14 protein-coding genes and 1 pseudogene are annotated in these 15470 nt (G+C 71.4%); 7 read left to right on the top strand and 8 right to left on the bottom strand.

Going from position 1 to position 15470, the window contains the following annotated elements:
• From GT042_RS09315 to GT042_RS09295, 5 genes are all read right to left on the bottom strand, one after another.
• A partial coding sequence (locus GT042_RS09315; RefSeq protein ID WP_345943724.1) for an alpha-galactosidase occupies window positions 1-1975 on the bottom strand: 1975 nt, incomplete at its 3' end.
• Complete coding sequence (locus tag GT042_RS09310) at window positions 1972-2820, bottom strand: carbohydrate ABC transporter permease (RefSeq protein ID WP_161308232.1); 849 nt, start codon at window positions 2818-2820, stop codon at window positions 1972-1974. The genes GT042_RS09315 and GT042_RS09310, both read right to left, overlap by 4 nt.
• Window positions 2820-3722 (bottom strand): sugar ABC transporter permease, encoded by a 903-nt coding sequence (locus GT042_RS09305; protein ID WP_161308231.1) that lies wholly within the window; start codon window positions 3720-3722, stop codon window positions 2820-2822. The genes GT042_RS09310 and GT042_RS09305 overlap by 1 nt, the downstream gene beginning before the upstream one ends.
• A 1-nt stretch (window position 3723) precedes the next feature.
• A complete protein-coding gene (locus GT042_RS09300) occupies window positions 3724-5013 on the bottom strand; it encodes an extracellular solute-binding protein (RefSeq protein ID WP_161308230.1) in 1290 nt (429 codons plus the stop codon).
• 211 nt (window positions 5014-5224) lie between these two features.
• Entirely contained in the window at window positions 5225-7375 is a 2151-nt protein-coding gene (locus GT042_RS09295) for a glycoside hydrolase family 27 protein (RefSeq protein ID WP_161308229.1), read from the bottom strand.
• A gap of 208 nt (window positions 7376-7583) precedes the next feature.
• On the opposite strand from GT042_RS09295, the gene GT042_RS09290 reads away from it, so the two are divergent.
• The gene (locus GT042_RS09290) at window positions 7584-8822 is read left to right on the top strand and encodes an ROK family protein (protein WP_161308228.1); all 1239 of its coding nucleotides are present in this window, start codon (window positions 7584-7586) and stop codon (window positions 8820-8822) included.
• Window positions 8823-8982: 160 nt separating this feature from the next.
• On the opposite strand, the gene xylA is transcribed toward GT042_RS09290, so the two are convergent.
• Window positions 8983-10152: a xylose isomerase gene (gene xylA, locus GT042_RS09285; RefSeq protein ID WP_161308227.1), complete on the bottom strand. Its 1170-nt coding sequence runs from the start codon at window positions 10150-10152 to the stop codon at window positions 8983-8985.
• 279 nt (window positions 10153-10431) lie between these two features.
• On the opposite strand from xylA, the pseudogene GT042_RS09280 reads away from it, so the two are divergent.
• A pseudogene (locus GT042_RS09280) lies at window positions 10432-11883 on the top strand (FGGY family carbohydrate kinase); the annotation flags it as partial.
• Window positions 11884-11965: 82 nt separating this feature from the next.
• Here the strand turns inward: GT042_RS09280 and GT042_RS09275 are convergent.
• Window positions 11966-12454 (bottom strand): carbonic anhydrase, encoded by a 489-nt coding sequence (locus GT042_RS09275; RefSeq protein WP_161308225.1) that lies wholly within the window; start codon window positions 12452-12454, stop codon window positions 11966-11968.
• Window positions 12455-12663: 209 nt separating this feature from the next.
• Here GT042_RS09275 and GT042_RS09270 point away from each other — a divergent pair, with 209 nt between their 5' ends.
• From GT042_RS09270 to GT042_RS09255, 5 genes are all read left to right on the top strand, one after another.
• Window positions 12664-12945 carry a hypothetical protein gene (locus tag GT042_RS09270; protein WP_161308224.1) on the top strand — a complete coding sequence of 94 codons (282 nt, stop codon included), beginning with the start codon at window positions 12664-12666 and terminating at the stop codon, window positions 12943-12945.
• Window positions 12936-13271 (top strand): hypothetical protein, encoded by a 336-nt coding sequence (locus GT042_RS38100; protein WP_202532556.1) that lies wholly within the window; start codon window positions 12936-12938, stop codon window positions 13269-13271. The genes GT042_RS09270 and GT042_RS38100 overlap by 10 nt, the downstream gene beginning before the upstream one ends.
• Before the next feature lie 123 nt (window positions 13272-13394).
• Complete coding sequence (locus GT042_RS09265) at window positions 13395-13640, top strand: hypothetical protein (RefSeq protein WP_161308223.1); 246 nt, start codon at window positions 13395-13397, stop codon at window positions 13638-13640.
• A gap of 19 nt (window positions 13641-13659) precedes the next feature.
• A complete protein-coding gene (locus GT042_RS09260) occupies window positions 13660-14148 on the top strand; it encodes a hypothetical protein (protein ID WP_237530623.1) in 489 nt (162 codons plus the stop codon).
• Between the two features lie 56 nt (window positions 14149-14204).
• Complete coding sequence (locus GT042_RS09255) at window positions 14205-14987, top strand: alpha/beta fold hydrolase (protein ID WP_161308221.1); 783 nt, start codon at window positions 14205-14207, stop codon at window positions 14985-14987.
• Between the two features lie 79 nt (window positions 14988-15066).
• On the opposite strand, the gene GT042_RS09250 is transcribed toward GT042_RS09255, so the two are convergent.
• On the bottom strand, window positions 15067-15470 hold a 404-nt coding region (locus GT042_RS09250), incomplete at its 5' end, for an acyl carrier protein (RefSeq protein WP_161308220.1).

The following is a 15470-nucleotide window of genomic DNA, read 5'->3' as shown; positions in this document are numbered from 1 at the left end:
GCCCCGGGACCAGCGGCGCGCCGTCGAGGCGGCCGGTGTTCCACGCGGTGACCACGACCCGGCCGCCGCCCGGCTCCTCGTACTGGATGCCGCAGGTCGCGTCGGCCGGGGTGTTCAGCAGGTGGACCTCTCCGTGATGGATGACATCACGTACCTCTTTGTAGCGGGCGATCCACCCCGCCGCCTCGGCGCGCCGCTCCGGCGACCAGGTGCGGATGTCGGCGCCGATGCCGAGAACGCCCGCCATGGAGTTGACGAAGCGGAAGCCGAGCGAGCGCGGGCGCGGGTCGAAGACGCCGGGTGAGTCGGTGACCCAGGAGCTCATGGTGTGCGGCGCGTGGGCGTGGAGGTAGCCGTACTGGATGGAGAGCCGGTCGAGCGGCGCGGTGTTGTCGCTGGGCCACACGACGTCCGTACGGGCGAGCGTGGCGTGCTCGATCCGGGCGCCGCCGCCCGCGCAGCCCTCCACGGTGACGTGCGGGTGGCGGTCACGGAGGTGGTCGAGGACCCGCAGGTAGCCGGCGACGTGCGCGGCGTCGAGGTCCTGCTCCTCGACGGGGCAGCCGCCCGGCCTGCCGCGTTCGGTCGGCGGGCGGTTCATGTCCCACTTGAGGTAGCTGATCGCGTGGTCGCCGAGGAGCCGGTCGAAGGTGGCGAGGACGAAGTCCTGGACGTCCTCGCGGCCGAGGTCGAGGAGGAGTTGGTTGCGTACGAGGGTGGCGGGGCGGCCGTCGATCCGGTAGACCCACTCGGGGTGGGCCGCGTACAGCGCGGACCTGGGGCTGATGGCCTCCGGTTCGACCCAGAGCCCGAAGTCCAGTCCCAGGGCGCGGACTTCGCCGATGAAGTGGTCGAACCCGTCGGGGAACGAAGTCGGTTCGGGGGTCCAGTCGCCGAGGCCGCCGGTGTCGTCGTCCCGGCCGGGGAACCATCCGTCGTCGACGACGAACAGTTCGGCGCCCATCTCGGCGGCGATCCGGGCCAGTTCGAGCTGGGTCGCGGCGTCCACGTCGAAGCCGGTCGCCTCCCAGGAGTTGTAGAGGACCTGGCGGGGGCGGTCCATCCGGTCGCCGGCCAGGTGCCGTTCGTAGCGGTGCCAGACCCGGGCGAGGCCGTCGAGTCCTTCGGGGCTGAACGCGCAGGCGAGCCGGGGGGTGGTGAGGGTGGCGCCGGGGGCGAGCCGTACGGCGCCCTCGTGGGGCACACGTCCGGCGCGGACGCGGACGGCGCCGCCCGGCTCGGCGTCGGTGGTGAGGTGCCAGTTGCCTGACCACTCCAGGGCCACCCCGTAGGTGGGGGTGGCTCCTTCGGCGGGCGACGCGAGATCCTGGACGGCGAGCCACGGCGCGTACGCGTGCCCGGGCACCCCTTGGGTGGAGGCCATCTCGAAGCGGCCTCGTGTCAGGTCGAGTTGGGTGCGCTGGAACTCCTGCGACCACTGGCCGGTGAGGTACGTGAGCCGGGCGCCGCCCGCGACGGGGATGTTCACGGCGGCGGAGTCGAAGCGCTCCAGGCGCAGTTCGGTGTCACCGGTGCAGGTCAGTTCGGTCCGGCGGAGGATCACGTCGGTGCCGGGGACGACCTCGTAGCAGAGGGCCGCCGTCAGGCCGAGGGTGTCGTCGGCGAAGACCAGCCGGAGCGTACGGTCGCCGTCCTGGGCGGCCTCGGTGAACCGCCACCACACCCCCCGCTCCTCGCCGGGCCGCTGGGCGACCAGGTCCGCGCCGGTGAACGGCCGCAGTCCGTACGGGATGTACTCGGCGGGTGACGCGTCGGCGGGGGTGATGAAGTGGGTGCGGCGCGACCAGTCCAGCGCCGAGGGTCCCGTCTCCACGCCGTGCGGTCCCCACGCGGTCAGCTCGGCCCACCGGCCGTCACCGGCGAGGGCGACCGCGTAGGTGGTGTTGTCGGTGCGCAGCAGCCACCGGTCGTCCGGCAGCCCCGTACCCACCGGAGTTGTGTCGTGCGGGGTCACTTGACTGCTCCCAGATTGAGTCCGGCCACGAAGTGGCGCTGGAACCGCAGGAATACGACGACGGTCGGGGCGGCGGCGATGACCGAGCCGGCCGCGATGACGTTCCACATCGACACGAACTGGCCCTGGAGCCCGATGAGGGACGCGGTGATGGGCATCTTCGTGTCGGTCCGCAGCACGGTGATCGCCCACAGCAGGTCGTTGAAGATCCAGGTGAAGGAGAGCGCGCCGAGCGCGGCGAGGGCGGGGGTGGTCAGCGGCATGATGATCCGCCGGTAGATCTGCCAGGGCCCCGCGCCGTCGATGACGGCGGCCTGCTGGATCTCGGGCGGGATGGACCGCATGAAGCCGTGCAGCACGAAGACGTAGAAGCCGACACCGAAGCCGACCTGGACGCCGATGAGCGCGTACAGCGAGTCGTACAGGCCCAGCGCCTCGCTGATCTTGGAGACGGGGATGAGCAGGATCTGCGGCGGCAGGAGGTTGCCGCCGAGCATCAGGAGGAGCAGCGTGCGCCGGAACGGCAGGTCGTAGCGGGCCAGTCCGAAGGCGGCCATGGAGGCCAGCGCTAGGGACAGCAGCACGGTCGGGACCGACACCAGCAGGCTGTTGAGGAGGGCGCGGCCCTGTCCGCCGTCCACCCAGGCCTGGCTGAAACCACCGAGGGTGAAGGAGTGCGGGAGGCTGCCGAGTCCGTTGGCGGCGATGTCGTCGAAGGAGCGGACGCTGGTGACCAGGACGAGCGCGATCGGCACCAGCCACAGGAGGGACAGCGCGCCGGCTCCGGCGTGGAAGCTCGCGGTGGCCCACGCGCGGCGCCTGGCCTGCCGGTTCATGGCGGTCATCAGTCGGCCTCCCGGAAGGCGCGGACGAGATAGGACACGATGACCCCGAAGGCCAGCACGAAGATCACGACCGCGAGGGCGGAGCCGTATCCCAGCCGCAGGGACTGGAAGGCGGTGGAGTACATGTACGTGGAGAGCAGTTCGGAGGAGTGGTACGGGCCGCCGCGGGTGAGCGCCCAGACGACGTCGAACGAGCGCAGGGAGTCGATGACGATGACCGACAGGACCACCGCGTTCACACCGCGCAGCTGGGGGATCGTGATGTGCCGGAACTGCTGCCACCTGGTGGCGCCGTCGACCTTCGCGGCTTCGTACAGCACCGGGTCGATGCCCTTGAGCCCGGCGAGGTAGAGCACCATCACGTAGCCGATCTGGCGCCACAGCGCGGGCACGATCACGGCGTACAGGGCGGTGTCCTGGTCGGCGAGCCAGGCGTGCTGGAGGCTGCCGAGACCGAAGAACTCCAGTGTGTTGTTGATGAGGCCGTCGGGCTGGTACATCGCCTGCCACACCAGGGCGGTGGCCGTCAGCGAGAACACCACGGGCAGGAAGAGCGCGGCCCGGTAGAAGCCGACGCCGCGGCGTTCCTGCTGGAGGAGCAGGGCGGCGCCGAGGCCGAGGAGCGCGGAGAGTCCCCCGAAGAGCAGCAGCCACAGGACGGTGTCGAGCAGCGCGGTGCGGAAGACGCTGTCGCCGAACATCTCGCGGTAGTTGCCCAGTCCGACGAACTTCGGCGCCGAGACGCCGTCCCAGTTCGTGAGGGAGAGGTAGAAACCCTGGACGGCGGGCCAGAACACCCAGAAGGCCTCGGCCAGGAGTGGTACGAGGACGAAGGCGAGGACCACGGGCGGGACCCGCGTCGCTCCCCGCCTCCGCCGCCGTGCCGCGGTCAGGACCGCCATGTCACCGGCCCCAGATCTTCTGGGCGTCCCGCTGCCAGGTGGTGAGGATGGAGTTGATCTCCTTGGGCTTGGCGAGGAAGCGGGTGAGCGCGGTGTCCGCCGACGGCTGGAGGGCGTCGCTGGAGTCGCGGTTGAAGAACTGGGTGACGTCCGCCGCGCCTTCGATCAGCGCCCGGCCCTTCTTCACCAGAGGGGTCCCGGTGTCCTTGGCCTTGGGGTTGGTGGGCAGCGCGGTGCCGGAGGAGCCCTTGAGGTAGATCTCCTGGGCCTCGACGGTGGCCATGTAGGTCATCAGTTCCTTGACCTCGTCCTTGCGGCCGGTGTGGGCGCTGGCGAAGTAGCCGTCGGTGGGGCCCTCTTCGGCGAGCGGGACCTTCGGGTCGATGACCGGGAAGCGGAAGAAGTCGATGTCGTCGAGCATGTCCTTGGGGGCGGAGTCGGCGAAGAAGGTGCCGATCAGCATCATGCCCGTACGGCCCTGGAGCAGGGAGGTGGTGGCGTCCTGGAAGGCGAGCGCGGTGCCGTTGGGGTCGAAGTACGGCAGGGCCTCGCTCCACCGGTCGAAGACCTTGTGGACCTCGGGGTCGTCGAAGCGGTGCTTCCCGGCGAGGAGGTCGCGGTGGTACTGGGCGCCGTTGATCCGGATGTTGAGGTAGTCGAACCAGGAGGACGCCACCCAGGCGGTGTTGCCGCCGGCGCCTATCCCGATGGGGGCGACGCCCTTCTTCTTGAGCTTGTCGCACAGGTCGAGGAACTCGTCCCAGGTCGTGGGCTCCTGGACGCCCCACTTGGCGAAGTTCGACTTCCGGTAGAAGCAGCCCCACCAGTAGTAGGTGGCGGGGACGAACACCTTCTTGCCGTCGGACGAGGTGCAGAGCTTCTTCAACGCCTCGCTGTAGCCGGACAGTTCGGGCTTCGTCCAGATGTCGCTGACGTCGAGCAGGAGGCCCTTCTTCGCGTACGAGTCGGCGACCGAGCCGGGGTACCAGGTGAGCAGGTCCGGCGGCTGGGCCGAGGTCAGGTACGTCGGCAGCTGGGTGCGGAACGTCTCCGAGGCGACGGTGTTGAGCGTGGCCTTGGCGCCGCCCCGCTTGTTGAAGCCGGCGACGAGGTCCTCCATCGCCTTCTTCGCCTGGGGCGAGGAGAGGTTCGACTGGAGGGTGACGGGCCCGCCGCCGGAGGAGGTCTTGGTGCTCGGGCCCGAGGTGACGCATCCGCTCATCAGCGCGGCGGCGCCGACGGCGCCCGTGCCCGCGAGGAACCGCCTGCGGCTGGGTACTGAGTTGATCATGGAGGAACTCCCTGGCTAAGCCCGCGGAACGGGGCCGGGCCCCCTGACGGCCGGGCCCTCGTTCGGCGGGTACAGATTGACGTGGCGCCGATGTCGGCGTCAAGATTAATTACTAATTTATTCCTGATGGGCCGGCAGATCCCCGGCTGATCTCCCCTTGGCTGATCCCCGGGAGGTGCCTGAGGGACCGGCCGGCCCGCACCGCGAACGGTCAGAGCCGGCTCTGGTGTACGGCGCCGGCCACCCCGCGATAGGCGATCAGCACGGTGTTGTCGGCCGCCGCGACCCCGCCGAGGGAACCGTCGAACACACCGCTCACGAACGGCGGCCGGGGGAACCAGCCGCCCCAGGCACCTTCCCCGTCCCCGGAGCCGGCGGAGTAATTGCGCTGCCAGAGCGTGTAGTCACTGGCCCGCGCGAAGAGGTAGACACTGCTGCCCGCCGCCACCAGGGTCGGGCTGCCGCTGACCGTACCGCCGAGAGAAGTCCACTCCGACCAGACCCCGGAGGCCGACCGCACGCGCTCCCAGACCGAGTCGTCGGCCGTCCGTACGGCGACATGGGTACGGCCCGCCGCGTCGGTGACGGCCGAGGGCCGCCCGTACGTCGGCGCGTCACCGGGCGCGCCCACCGAGGTCCATCCGCCGGACGGGCCGCGCGAGGTGATGAGGCCGTCGGCGCCGCGGGCGAAGAGCGTCCAGTCGTCCGGGCCCCGGAAGACGACCCCCGGCGCGTCCGTGATCCGGCCGCCGAGACTCCGCCAGGCACCCCACGTGCCGTGGGCACCGCCGCTGAAGGTCCGGCGGTACGTGGCGTCGTCCGTGCCCCGTACGAACACGTCGATCCTGCCGCCCGCCGAGCCGTACGCGGCCGGCTGGCCGAGGATCCGGCCGTGGGTGGGACCGCCCAGACGGACGGACTCCCCGTTCCACGCCCCGTCCCGGCCGGTCTGCTGGACCAGCGCGCCGTCGGTGGCGCGGGTGAACGCCGTCAGCTTGTCGCCGTCCGCCACCAGCGCGGGACTGGCCGAGGACTTCGTACCGAGAGAGGCACCCGGAGCGGCGTCCGTGCCCGACAGCTTGAGGAACGCCGTGCCGTGCGCGGGGACCGTGACGGTGTACGAACCGGTGTGGGTCCCCCGGTCCTGGCGCGCCCGCAGGTCGCGGACGGTGATGTTCCCGGTCAGGCCGGCGTCGGCGAAGGTCACCGTGCGCTGCGCCGGCTGGTCCGAGCGGTTGAGCAGCGCGACCGCGCGCCTGCCCGTCCCCTGGAGCACCTTGCTGTAGACGTCGCCGGTGGCGTCGGAGGCGACCCGTACCCCCTGAATCGCCAGCGGGTCCTGGTCCACGGCGAGGATCTCGGGGTTGCGCAGGGTGTCGATCATCGACTGGGGCAGGGTGCGCGGGTCGGAGCCGATGACCAGCGGGGCGCCCATGACCGACCAGAGGACCAGCTGCGAGGTGGACTCCTCCTCGTTCAGCTCGTACGAGCCGTCCGCGGTCTTCCGCATGGGCAGCAGGTAGTCCGGGTCGTTGTAGTGGCCGGGCCCCTGGGCCTCGGGGTGCGCCGCGTTGGCGTCCGCGCTGCGCAGGATGTTGGGCCAGTTCCCCGGGTACGGCGTGCCGAACGCGAGGTCCGTGCCCGTACGCCAGGAGTCGCCCGTCGTCGGACCGTAGGTGTACGCGTTGTGCGCGTCCTGGGCCGGGGTGTGCGGCAGGCCCCAGTCGTCGGTGAGCGGGTTGCAGAGGTTCAGCAGCATGGGCCGGCCCGCCTTGGCGAGGGCGTCGCTGAACTCCTTGAAGGCGGGGCCCGGATCGAGCTTCCCGGAGATCCCGCAGAGGAAGTCGATCTTCACCGCGTCGAACTTCCAGCGCGCGAACTGCCGGGCGTCCTGTTCGTAGTACCCCCTGCTGCCGAGCCCGCAGCTCTTGCCGCCGTCGTAGGTGCCCGCGTCGGTGTAGATCCCGGCCTTGAGGCCGCGCTGGTGGAGGTACGTCACCAGCGAGGGCAGCCCGGACGGGAAGCGGGTGGCGTTGGCGGTCAGCCGTCCCTGGCTGTCGCGCGGGGTGTCGGCCTGCCAGCCGCCGTCCAGCCAGACGATGTTGTAGCCGCTGTCCCTGAGGCCGCTGCTGACCAGGTGGTCGGCGACGGACTTGACCGCGCTCTCCGTCGGGGCGCCCAGGCCGTAGTACGTGTTCCAGCCCATGTAGGGCGTCGGGGCCAGGCCGCTGTTGTAGTAGCGCGGCGCGCCCTGGTCGGTGGTGCCGGGCGCGGCCGGGCCGGCGGCGTGCGCCACCGGGCCGGACACCCCTACCAGCGTGGCGGCCCCCAGGGCCGCCGCGGCCCGCCGGGCACGCGCCATCCCTGCACGATGCGAAGTCACTGTGTCTCCCGAGAGTTGGGGAATCGTCGGCGCCCCGCCCACCGGAGAGTTCCCCCGGGATCGCGGCGGCGGCGCCACGACGAAGACTGTGACCGCGCGCCCGAACGCTGTCAACGTTTATTACTAATTAACTTAAACAAGTCGGCGAGCGGCGGGAGGCCGCCGATCACATAGGCTCGACCGCGAGATGAACAGCAATCACACTTCCCTCGGCCCCAAGGCCGACAAGGAGACGGTGCGCCGGCACAACCTGAGCCTGGTGCTGCGCGCGGTGCGGGACGAGGGGGAAGCGACCAGGGCCGGAGTGGCGGCGCGGGTCGGCCTGACCCGCGCGGCCGTGTCCTCGCTGGTCGAACAGCTGCTGGACAGCGGCTTCCTCTCCGAGTCGGGCAAGACCTTCAGCGGACAGGCCGGACGCCCCGGCACGGTCCTCAAGGTGACCCGCTCGGGTCCGGCCGGCATCGGTGTCGAGATCAACATCGACTACGTGTCGGTGTGCGTCGTGGACCTGTCGGGCACCGACCGCGTCCGCCTCACCGAACACATCGACAACCGGGGCGCGCTGCCCGCCGAGGTGCTGGCGCGCGGCGCCCGGATCGCCGCCCGCACCCTGGAGTCCGCGGCCGAGCAGGATCTCCTGCCGGTCGGCGTGCAACTCGCCCTGCCGGGACTGGTGTCGGGCGGTACGGTCCGCCAGGCGCCGAACCTGGGGTGGAACCGGGTCCCGGCCGAGGACCTGTTCGCCAAGGCGCTGGCCGAACTGCAACCCGATCTGCCGGCGCTGCCGGTGAGTTCGGAGAACGAGGCCAACCTCGCGGCGATGGCCGAGCTGTGGTTCGGCGGCCTGGGCCCGTTGCGTACGTTCCTCTACCTGACCGGTGAGATCGGGGTGGGCGGCGCGCTGGTGCTGGACGGCGAACTGCTGCGCGGGGCGCACGGGTTCGCGGGCGAGATCGGCCATGTGGTGGTCGACGCGGAGGGCCCGCTGTGCCGGTGCGGGTCCCGGGGCTGCCTGGAGCAGTACGCGGGGCAGTCCGCGCTGCTGCGGTCGGCCGGGATCGACGAGAACGCGGGCGTGCCGGGGGTCGCGGAGCTGGAGCGCCGGGCGCGGGGTGGTGACACGCGGGCGGTGGCCGCCGTCGAGCAGGCCGGTGTGATGCTGGGCCGGGTGCTGTCGGGCGCGGTGAACCTCTTCGACCCGGACGCGGTGGTGCTGGGCGGGATCTACCGCGAGCTGATGCCCTGGCTGTCCCCGGCCGCCGACCGGGAGCTGACCGCCCGGGTGGTGTCGGGGTTGTGGCCGAGGGACAGCGGACGGCTGCGGGGGTCCTCGTCGGCGGGGGACGCGGCGCGCGGCGCGGCGGCCCTGGTGGTACGGGCGGTGCTGGCCGACCCGGTGGCGTACGTACAGCGGACGACGCACTGAAGGGTGGCGTACGTACCGTCCGCATCGCGTTGGCACGGCACCGCGTTGGCACGACCCGGGCAGGTGGCGGACGTACTGCGCGGGGCGGGCTGACACCAGCCCGCCCCGCGCGCGTTCCGTACGGCGTCCCTCCGTACGGCGTTCGTGCGGTGTCCCGCCGTCAGCGGGCGCCGAGGAGGTGGTCCATGGCGAGCTGGTCCAGGTGCTCGAACGCCATGCCGCGCGCGGCGGCGGCCTCGACGTCGAACTCCTCGTACGCACCGGCGTCACCGAGCAGCCCGGCCAGGCCGTCGGCGGCCGTCGGGAGAGCCAGCTCGTCCAGGCGCGCGGCCCGCAGCGCCTCCTGGACCTGCGGGTCCGCGCGGAACGCGGCGGCGCGCTCCTTGAGGATCAGGTAGTTGCGCATGCAGCCGGCGGCGGAGGCCCACACGCCGTGGAAGTCCTCGGTGCGCGGCGGCTTGAAGTCGAAGTGCCGCGCGCCGTCCCAGCCCGCGGTCTCCAGCAGGTCGACGAGCCAGAAGGCGGCGCGCAGGTCGCCGGCGCCGAAGCGCAGGTCCTGGTCGTACTTGATGCCGTTCTGGCCGTTGAGGTCGATGTGGAAGAGCTTGCCGGACCAGAGGGCCTGGGCGATGGCGTGCGGGAAGTTCAGCCCGGCCATCTGCTCGTGGCCGACCTCCGGGTTCACACCGAACAGCTCGGGCCGGTCCAGGCGCTCGATGAACGCGAGGGCGTGGCCGACGGTGGGCAGCAGGATGTCGCCGCGCGGCTCGTTCGGCTTGGGCTCGATGGCGAACTTGAGGTCGTAGCCCTTCTCGGTGACGTAGTCGCCGAGCAGGTCGAAGGCTTCCTTCATCCGGTCCAGCGCGAGCCGCACGTCCTTCGCGGCGCCCGACTCGGCGCCCTCACGGCCGCCCCACGCGACGTAGACCTTGGCGCCCAGCTCGGCCGCGAGGTCGATGTTGCGGATGGTCTTGCGGAGCGCGTACCGGCGGATGTCGCGGTCGTTCGCGGTGAAGCCGCCGTCCTTGAAGACGGGGTGGGTGAAGAGGTTGGTGGTGGCCATCTCGACCACGAGCCCGGTGGTGTCCAGCGCCTGCCGGAACCGCTTGATGTGCGACTCGCGCTCCGCGTCGGACGAGCCGAAGGGGATGAGGTCGTCGTCGTGGAACGTCACGGCGTACGCGCCCAGCTCCGCGAGGCGCTGGACGGACTCGGCGGGGTCCAGGGCCCGGCGGGTCGCGTCACCGAACGGATCCCTGCCCTGCCAGCCCACGGTCCACAGACCGAAGCTGAACTTGTCCTCGGGGGTGGGCGTGTAGCGTTCCGTCATTCTCTGGCCGCCTTCGATACCTCAGGTCCGGCACGTGCCGACCTTTTTGTTTCCTGACATGACTAATAAAGCACGCCGCTGCCGGTGCGCAAAAGCCCCTGGCTCCGCTCATCCGTGTCGGCCTTCCTCCGAGGGTTCGAAGACGCACGAGCGCGCGGTGTCGAAGAGGATGATCCCACCGGCCGTTCCCGTGGGCCGCGCGATCGCGTAATTTGTTCCTCCGACGTTCAAAACCGCGCCGGACGGCCGCACCGACCGGTCCAGGGAAGAGGTACGCGCATGCCGCAGAGCCCGGTCGTCATCGGCGTGGACAGCTCCACCCAGTCCACGAAGGCGGCCTTCACGGACGCCACCACCGGACGGCTGCTCGCCGTGGGCCGGGCCCCGCACCGGGTGACCGGTGAGGGCGGCGCCCGTGAGAGCGACCCCGAGGTGTGGTGGAACGCGCTGCGCGACGCCGTCGCCGCGGGCCTCAAGGAGTCCGGCGTCGAACCGTCCGCGGTCGTCGGCATCGCGGTCGCGGGCCAGCAGCACGGACTGGTGGTCCTGGACCGCAGGGGCCGGCCGCTGCGCCCGGCGCTGCTGTGGAACGACACCCGGTCCGCGCCGCAGGCCGTCGCGCTGACCGAGGAGCTGGGCGGCCCCGACGCGTGGACGGCGCGCACCGGATCCGTGCCGGTGGCGTCGATGACCGCGACGAAGTGGCGGTGGCTGCGCGAGAACGACCCCGCCCTGGCGGACGCCACGGCCGCGATCAGGCTCCCCCACGACTTCCTCACCGAGCGCCTGGCGGGCACGGCGGCCACGGATCCGGGGGACGCGTCGGGCACGTGCTGGTACTCGACCGCCACCGGCGCGTACGACCCCGAGCTGCTCGCGCTGCTCGGCCTGGACGAGTCGCTGCTGCCGCCCGTCGCCGAGACCGGGGCCACCCGGATCGGCTCGCTCACCGCCGGGTCGGCGGCGGAACTGGGCCTGCCGGCCGGCATCGCCGTCGCGGCGGGCACCGGCGACAACATGAGCGCGGCCGTGGGCCTGGGCTTCGGCGGCGCCGGGCTCCTCGACCACCCGGTGCTCAGCCTCGGCACGTCGGGCACGGTGTTCGCCGCGACCCGTACCCGTCCGGCCTCCGCCGCGCTCGCCGGGTTCGCGGCGGCCGACGGTACGTATCTCCCGCTCGCCTGCACGCTCAACTGCACGCTCGCCGTGGACAAGGTGGCGGACCTGCTGCGGCTCGACCGCGAGGACGCGGCGCCCGGCGGCGAGGCCGTCCTCCTGCCGTACCTCGACGGCGAGCGGACCCCGGACCTGCCGGCCGCCTCGGGCCTGCTGACCGGCCTGCGCCACGACACCACACCGCAGCAGCTGCTGGGCGCCGCCTACGAGGGCGCGGCGGTCACGGTGCTGCGGGCGCTGGACGAGGTGCTGCGGGCCGGCGGGCTGGACCCGGCCGATCCCGGGGTGGCGGCGCGCCCGCTGCGGCTGATCGACGGCTCGTTCATGAACGTCGCGTACGGCTGGGCCTTCGCCGAGCCGGTCCGCAAGGTCTACTACAACCTCACCATCACCGGCCTGTCGGTCGCCGTCGCGCTCATCATCGGAACGGTGGAACTGCTCGGCCTGCTCGCCGAGAAGCTGGGGCTGCACGGCGCCTTCTGGGACTGGGTGGGCGGACTGGACCTCAACATCGTCGGCCTTGTGATCGTCGGGCTCTTCTTCGCCACCTGGCTCCTCGCGATGGCGGTGTGGAAATTCGGCCGTATCGAGGAGAAATGGACGGCCGGACCGCACGACGGCCGCGGAGAGAAGAACGTCACACCACTTCCCTGAGCTTTCCGCCGGCCACGTCGAAGACGAACCCGCGGATGTTCCCCTTGTGGGGCACGAACGGGCTTGCCCTGATCCGGCGCACCGACTGCTGTACGTCGTTCTCCTCGTCCGGGAACGCCTCCGGGGCCCACGACGGACGGATGTGGGTGTCCTCCTCGATCTGCCGCTTGAAGGCGTCGTCCGTGAAGGTGACCATGCCGCAGTCGGTGTGGTGGATGAGGAGGATGTCCGTGGTGCCCAGCAGCCGCTGACTGATCGTCAGGGAGCGGATGACGTCGTCGGTGACCACGCCGCCGGCGTTGCGGATGACGTGGGCCTCACCCTCCTTCAGGCCGAGGACGCGGTACACGTCGATGCGGGCGTCCATGCAGGCGACCACCGCGAGCCGGCGGGACGGGGGGAGGGAGAGCGGTCCGCTGAAGGCAGCGGCGTAGGACTCGTTGTTGGCCAGGTACTCGTCGGTGACGGTCACGTCTGTCCTGCTTCCTCTTGCCGGAACCGTCACGATAGGGCGCCGGAATTCGCCACAGAAGGCGACGTTCTGCCCGGCCACAGGAATGCAACACGATGTCAACAATCGGGACATGTCCGACACCGAACCTCTGAGGTCGCTCAACTCCCTTGACCGTGCCCGTGCTCCGGTCGCCACCATGGTCCACGGTTCGAGAACGGGGAGAGCTCATGCGACGGAACGTCAGAACGATCACAGGTCTGGTCCTGGCCACGACGGCGCTCCTCGCGCTGTCCGGGTGCTCGAAGGAATACGACGACGAGCGCGGCAAGGGGGACGCGCCCGTGCAGGGGAAGCAGGGCGACAACTCCGCCGCGGAGGTGTTCAACTTCCCCGACGGGTTCGGGAACCTGGCCACCAAGTGTGTCGGCCACGGGAACCGCGCGTACGTCACCACCAACGCCACCGGCCCGTCCAACGTCCAGATAGTCAAGGACAGTTCGTGCGGCTGAGCCCGGCGGGACGGGCCTCGGCCGCCGTCGCCCTCTGCGCGCTCCTCGCGGTGACGGCGGGCTGTTCCCGGGAGCACTACGAGGAGCGCGGCAAGGCGGACGCGCCGGTGAGCGGGCGCGCGGGCGAGGACTCGGCCGCGGAGGTGTTCAACTTCCCCGACGGCTTCGGGAACCTCGCCACCAAGTGCGTCGGCGAGGGGCGGCGCGCCTACACGACCACCCGGTCCTTCCAGAACCAGGACGACGACAACAAGGAGATCGAGATCATCCCGGCCCACCAGGTGATCGTGGCCGACCCGGAGTGCACGGGAGGCCCCGCCCGCTGAGCGTGCGCCGGGCGATGAGGCAGCGCCCCCGTGCGAAGGTGCCGCCGCAACTGCCGATTGGGGGCGTTCCCGGGTTCTAGCGTCAACTCCAGTACGTGTCACCCGACTTCATGGAGGAGACGAATGAACAACAACCTTCGTACGGCAGCGGCGGCCGTGGCGCTCGTGACCGGGCTCGTGACGGCGGGCGGCACCGCCTCCGCCGCCGCGGCCCCGCGTCCCGAGCGCATCACGTCGCAGGAGCAACTCGCGGCGAGCATCGCGCAGGCGGTCGCCACCGAGCAGGAGAAGGGGGACACCGGTGGCGTCATCGTCGTCGGGATGATCTCCGAAGTCACCGCGAGCACCACCCGCGCCCTTTTCTGCTGACGAAATGGAGGTGAGCACCGTGGACAGCTCAGCGGACCGTGCTCAGGACGTGCGGGAGACCCCCGTCGCCTGGTGTCCGAGCGGCGATGCGAGCCGCCCGGAGAGCGTTGTCCTCGGCGTCCGTTCCGGGGACGGCGATCAGGTCGTCTACCTGGCGGAACCCGTACCGGCGGCCGACGTACTCGGCAGCATCCCGGAGGGAATCGCGCCCAGCCGGGTGCTCCGGTTCGCCTCGCACTGCGTGTCGGACTGCGCGAACCGGGTCGGTGAGGCCTGCGGTCTGATCGAGCGCATCAAGACCGTGCCGGCCGGGACCGGCGCGAGCGCCGTGCCACGGTGCCACCTCCGACCGCACTGCAAGTGGTGGAACCAGACCGGAGTCGAGGCCTGCCACCGCTGCCCGGCCATTTCCACCCTCAACTCCCGCGACGACGAACTCACCGTTCTTGTCGCGGACCCCGCCACCACCCGCGAACAGCTGGAAAGCTGGGTCGCAGCGGGGAGGTGAGCGGGCCCGGTGACCGGACCGGTCCGGGACCGACCCCGAACGAGAGAAGGGATGTTGTGGACAACTGGACACGGTGTTTCCGCCCGGCCCCCGACGCCGGCGCGCGGTTGCTGTGCTTCCCGCACGCGGGGGGCTCGGCGGGCGCCTATCTGCCGCTGTCGATCGCGGTCGGGGGGACGGCGGAGACACTGGTCGTGCAGTACCCCGGACGGCACGACCGCTTCGCCGAGCCGTTCACGCAACGGCTCGGCGAAGTGGTGGACGCCGTCGTGGCCGGACTCCCCGCGAGCGGGGACCGGCCGTTGGTGCTGTTCGGCCACAGCATGGGCGCGATCCTCGCGTTCGAGACCGCGCGCCGGCTCGAACGGGAGGGGCGGGGGCCGGTGGCGCTGTTCGTCTCGGGGCGTGAGGCTCCCTCCCTGGCGCAGCGGCCACGGCTGCCGAACCCGCCGAGCGACGAGGACCTGATCGGGGAGATGCGGCTGCTGTCCGGCACCGAGGACGAGTTGCTCAGCAACCCGGACATCCTCGAACTGGCACTGCCGCCGCTGCGCGCCGACTACGCCATGCTCTTCGCCCACACGCACCGCCCGGGGCCTCCGCTGGGCTGCCCGGTCACCGCGCTGACCGGGGACGCCGACCCCCGGGTGGACGTCGAGCGCGTCCTGGCCTGGGAGCGCGAGACCGAGGGCCCGTTCGAGCGGCATGTGCTGCCCGGCGGGCACTTCTTCCTGGGCGACCATCTGCCGTACGTGGCGGATCTGGTCGCCGCGTCCGTGGCGGGGGCGGCGGGGCGTCCGGGCCGTACCGCCAGTCGTACGGGCACGGGCGGCGTCTGAGGCTGACGCCGCCGCAAAGGGCCTGGGGCCGAATCCCTTCCGGGATTCGGCCCCAGGCCCTTGTGCCGTCGAGCGGGACCTACTCCGCTTCGAACTCCGACAGCAGCGCGTCGAGCGAGTCGTCCCCGTCGCGGGCCACCGCGATCCGGCGGGCCATCTCGTGCAGGGTCAGCTGCTCCAGGAACAGCGTGATGGGGACGTCGATGTCGAAGTCGTCGCGCAGGCACCCCACCAGGTGGACGGCGGTCAGGGAGTCGCCGCCGGCCGCGAAGTACGTCATCTCCGGGTCGTCCGCGTCCTCCAGGCCCAGGGCCTCGGCGAGCAGCGCGCGGACGGCCTGCTCCAGGCCGGCGCCGGACTCGGCCGCTTCCTCCGGCTGTTCCGGCCGCTCGTCGCGGACGGCGCGGGAGGTGAGGTCGAAGGCACCGAAGCTCTCGCCCGCGAAGGGGTACGCCGGCAGGGAGACCCGCCGCCCGCCGCCCG

The organism is Streptomyces sp. SID3212 (assembly GCF_009865405.1).
Taxonomy (GTDB): domain Bacteria; phylum Actinomycetota; class Actinomycetes; order Streptomycetales; family Streptomycetaceae; genus Streptomyces.
This window is presented reverse-complemented; position numbering and strand designations above follow the sequence as displayed.

What these genes read in the sequence shown, in the direction of transcription:
- GT042_RS09305 (WP_161308231.1), bottom strand. Translation starts at nt 3,722, where the DNA reads ATGGCGGTCCTGACCGCGGCACGGCGGCGGAGGCGGGGAGCGACGCGG.
- xylA (WP_161308227.1), bottom strand. Translation starts at nt 10,152, where the DNA reads ATGACGGAACGCTACACGCCCACCCCCGAGGACAAGTTCAGCTTCGGT.
- GT042_RS09310 (WP_161308232.1), bottom strand. Translation starts at nt 2,820, where the DNA reads ATGACCGCCATGAACCGGCAGGCCAGGCGCCGCGCGTGGGCCACCGCG.
- GT042_RS09270 (WP_161308224.1), top strand. Translation starts at nt 12,664, where the DNA reads ATGCGACGGAACGTCAGAACGATCACAGGTCTGGTCCTGGCCACGACG.
- GT042_RS09300 (WP_161308230.1), bottom strand. Translation starts at nt 5,013, where the DNA reads ATGATCAACTCAGTACCCAGCCGCAGGCGGTTCCTCGCGGGCACGGGC.
- GT042_RS09290 (WP_161308228.1), top strand. Translation starts at nt 7,584, where the DNA reads ATGAACAGCAATCACACTTCCCTCGGCCCCAAGGCCGACAAGGAGACG.
- GT042_RS09265 (WP_161308223.1), top strand. Translation starts at nt 13,395, where the DNA reads ATGAACAACAACCTTCGTACGGCAGCGGCGGCCGTGGCGCTCGTGACC.
- GT042_RS09295 (WP_161308229.1), bottom strand. Translation starts at nt 7,375, where the DNA reads ATGGCGCGTGCCCGGCGGGCCGCGGCGGCCCTGGGGGCCGCCACGCTG.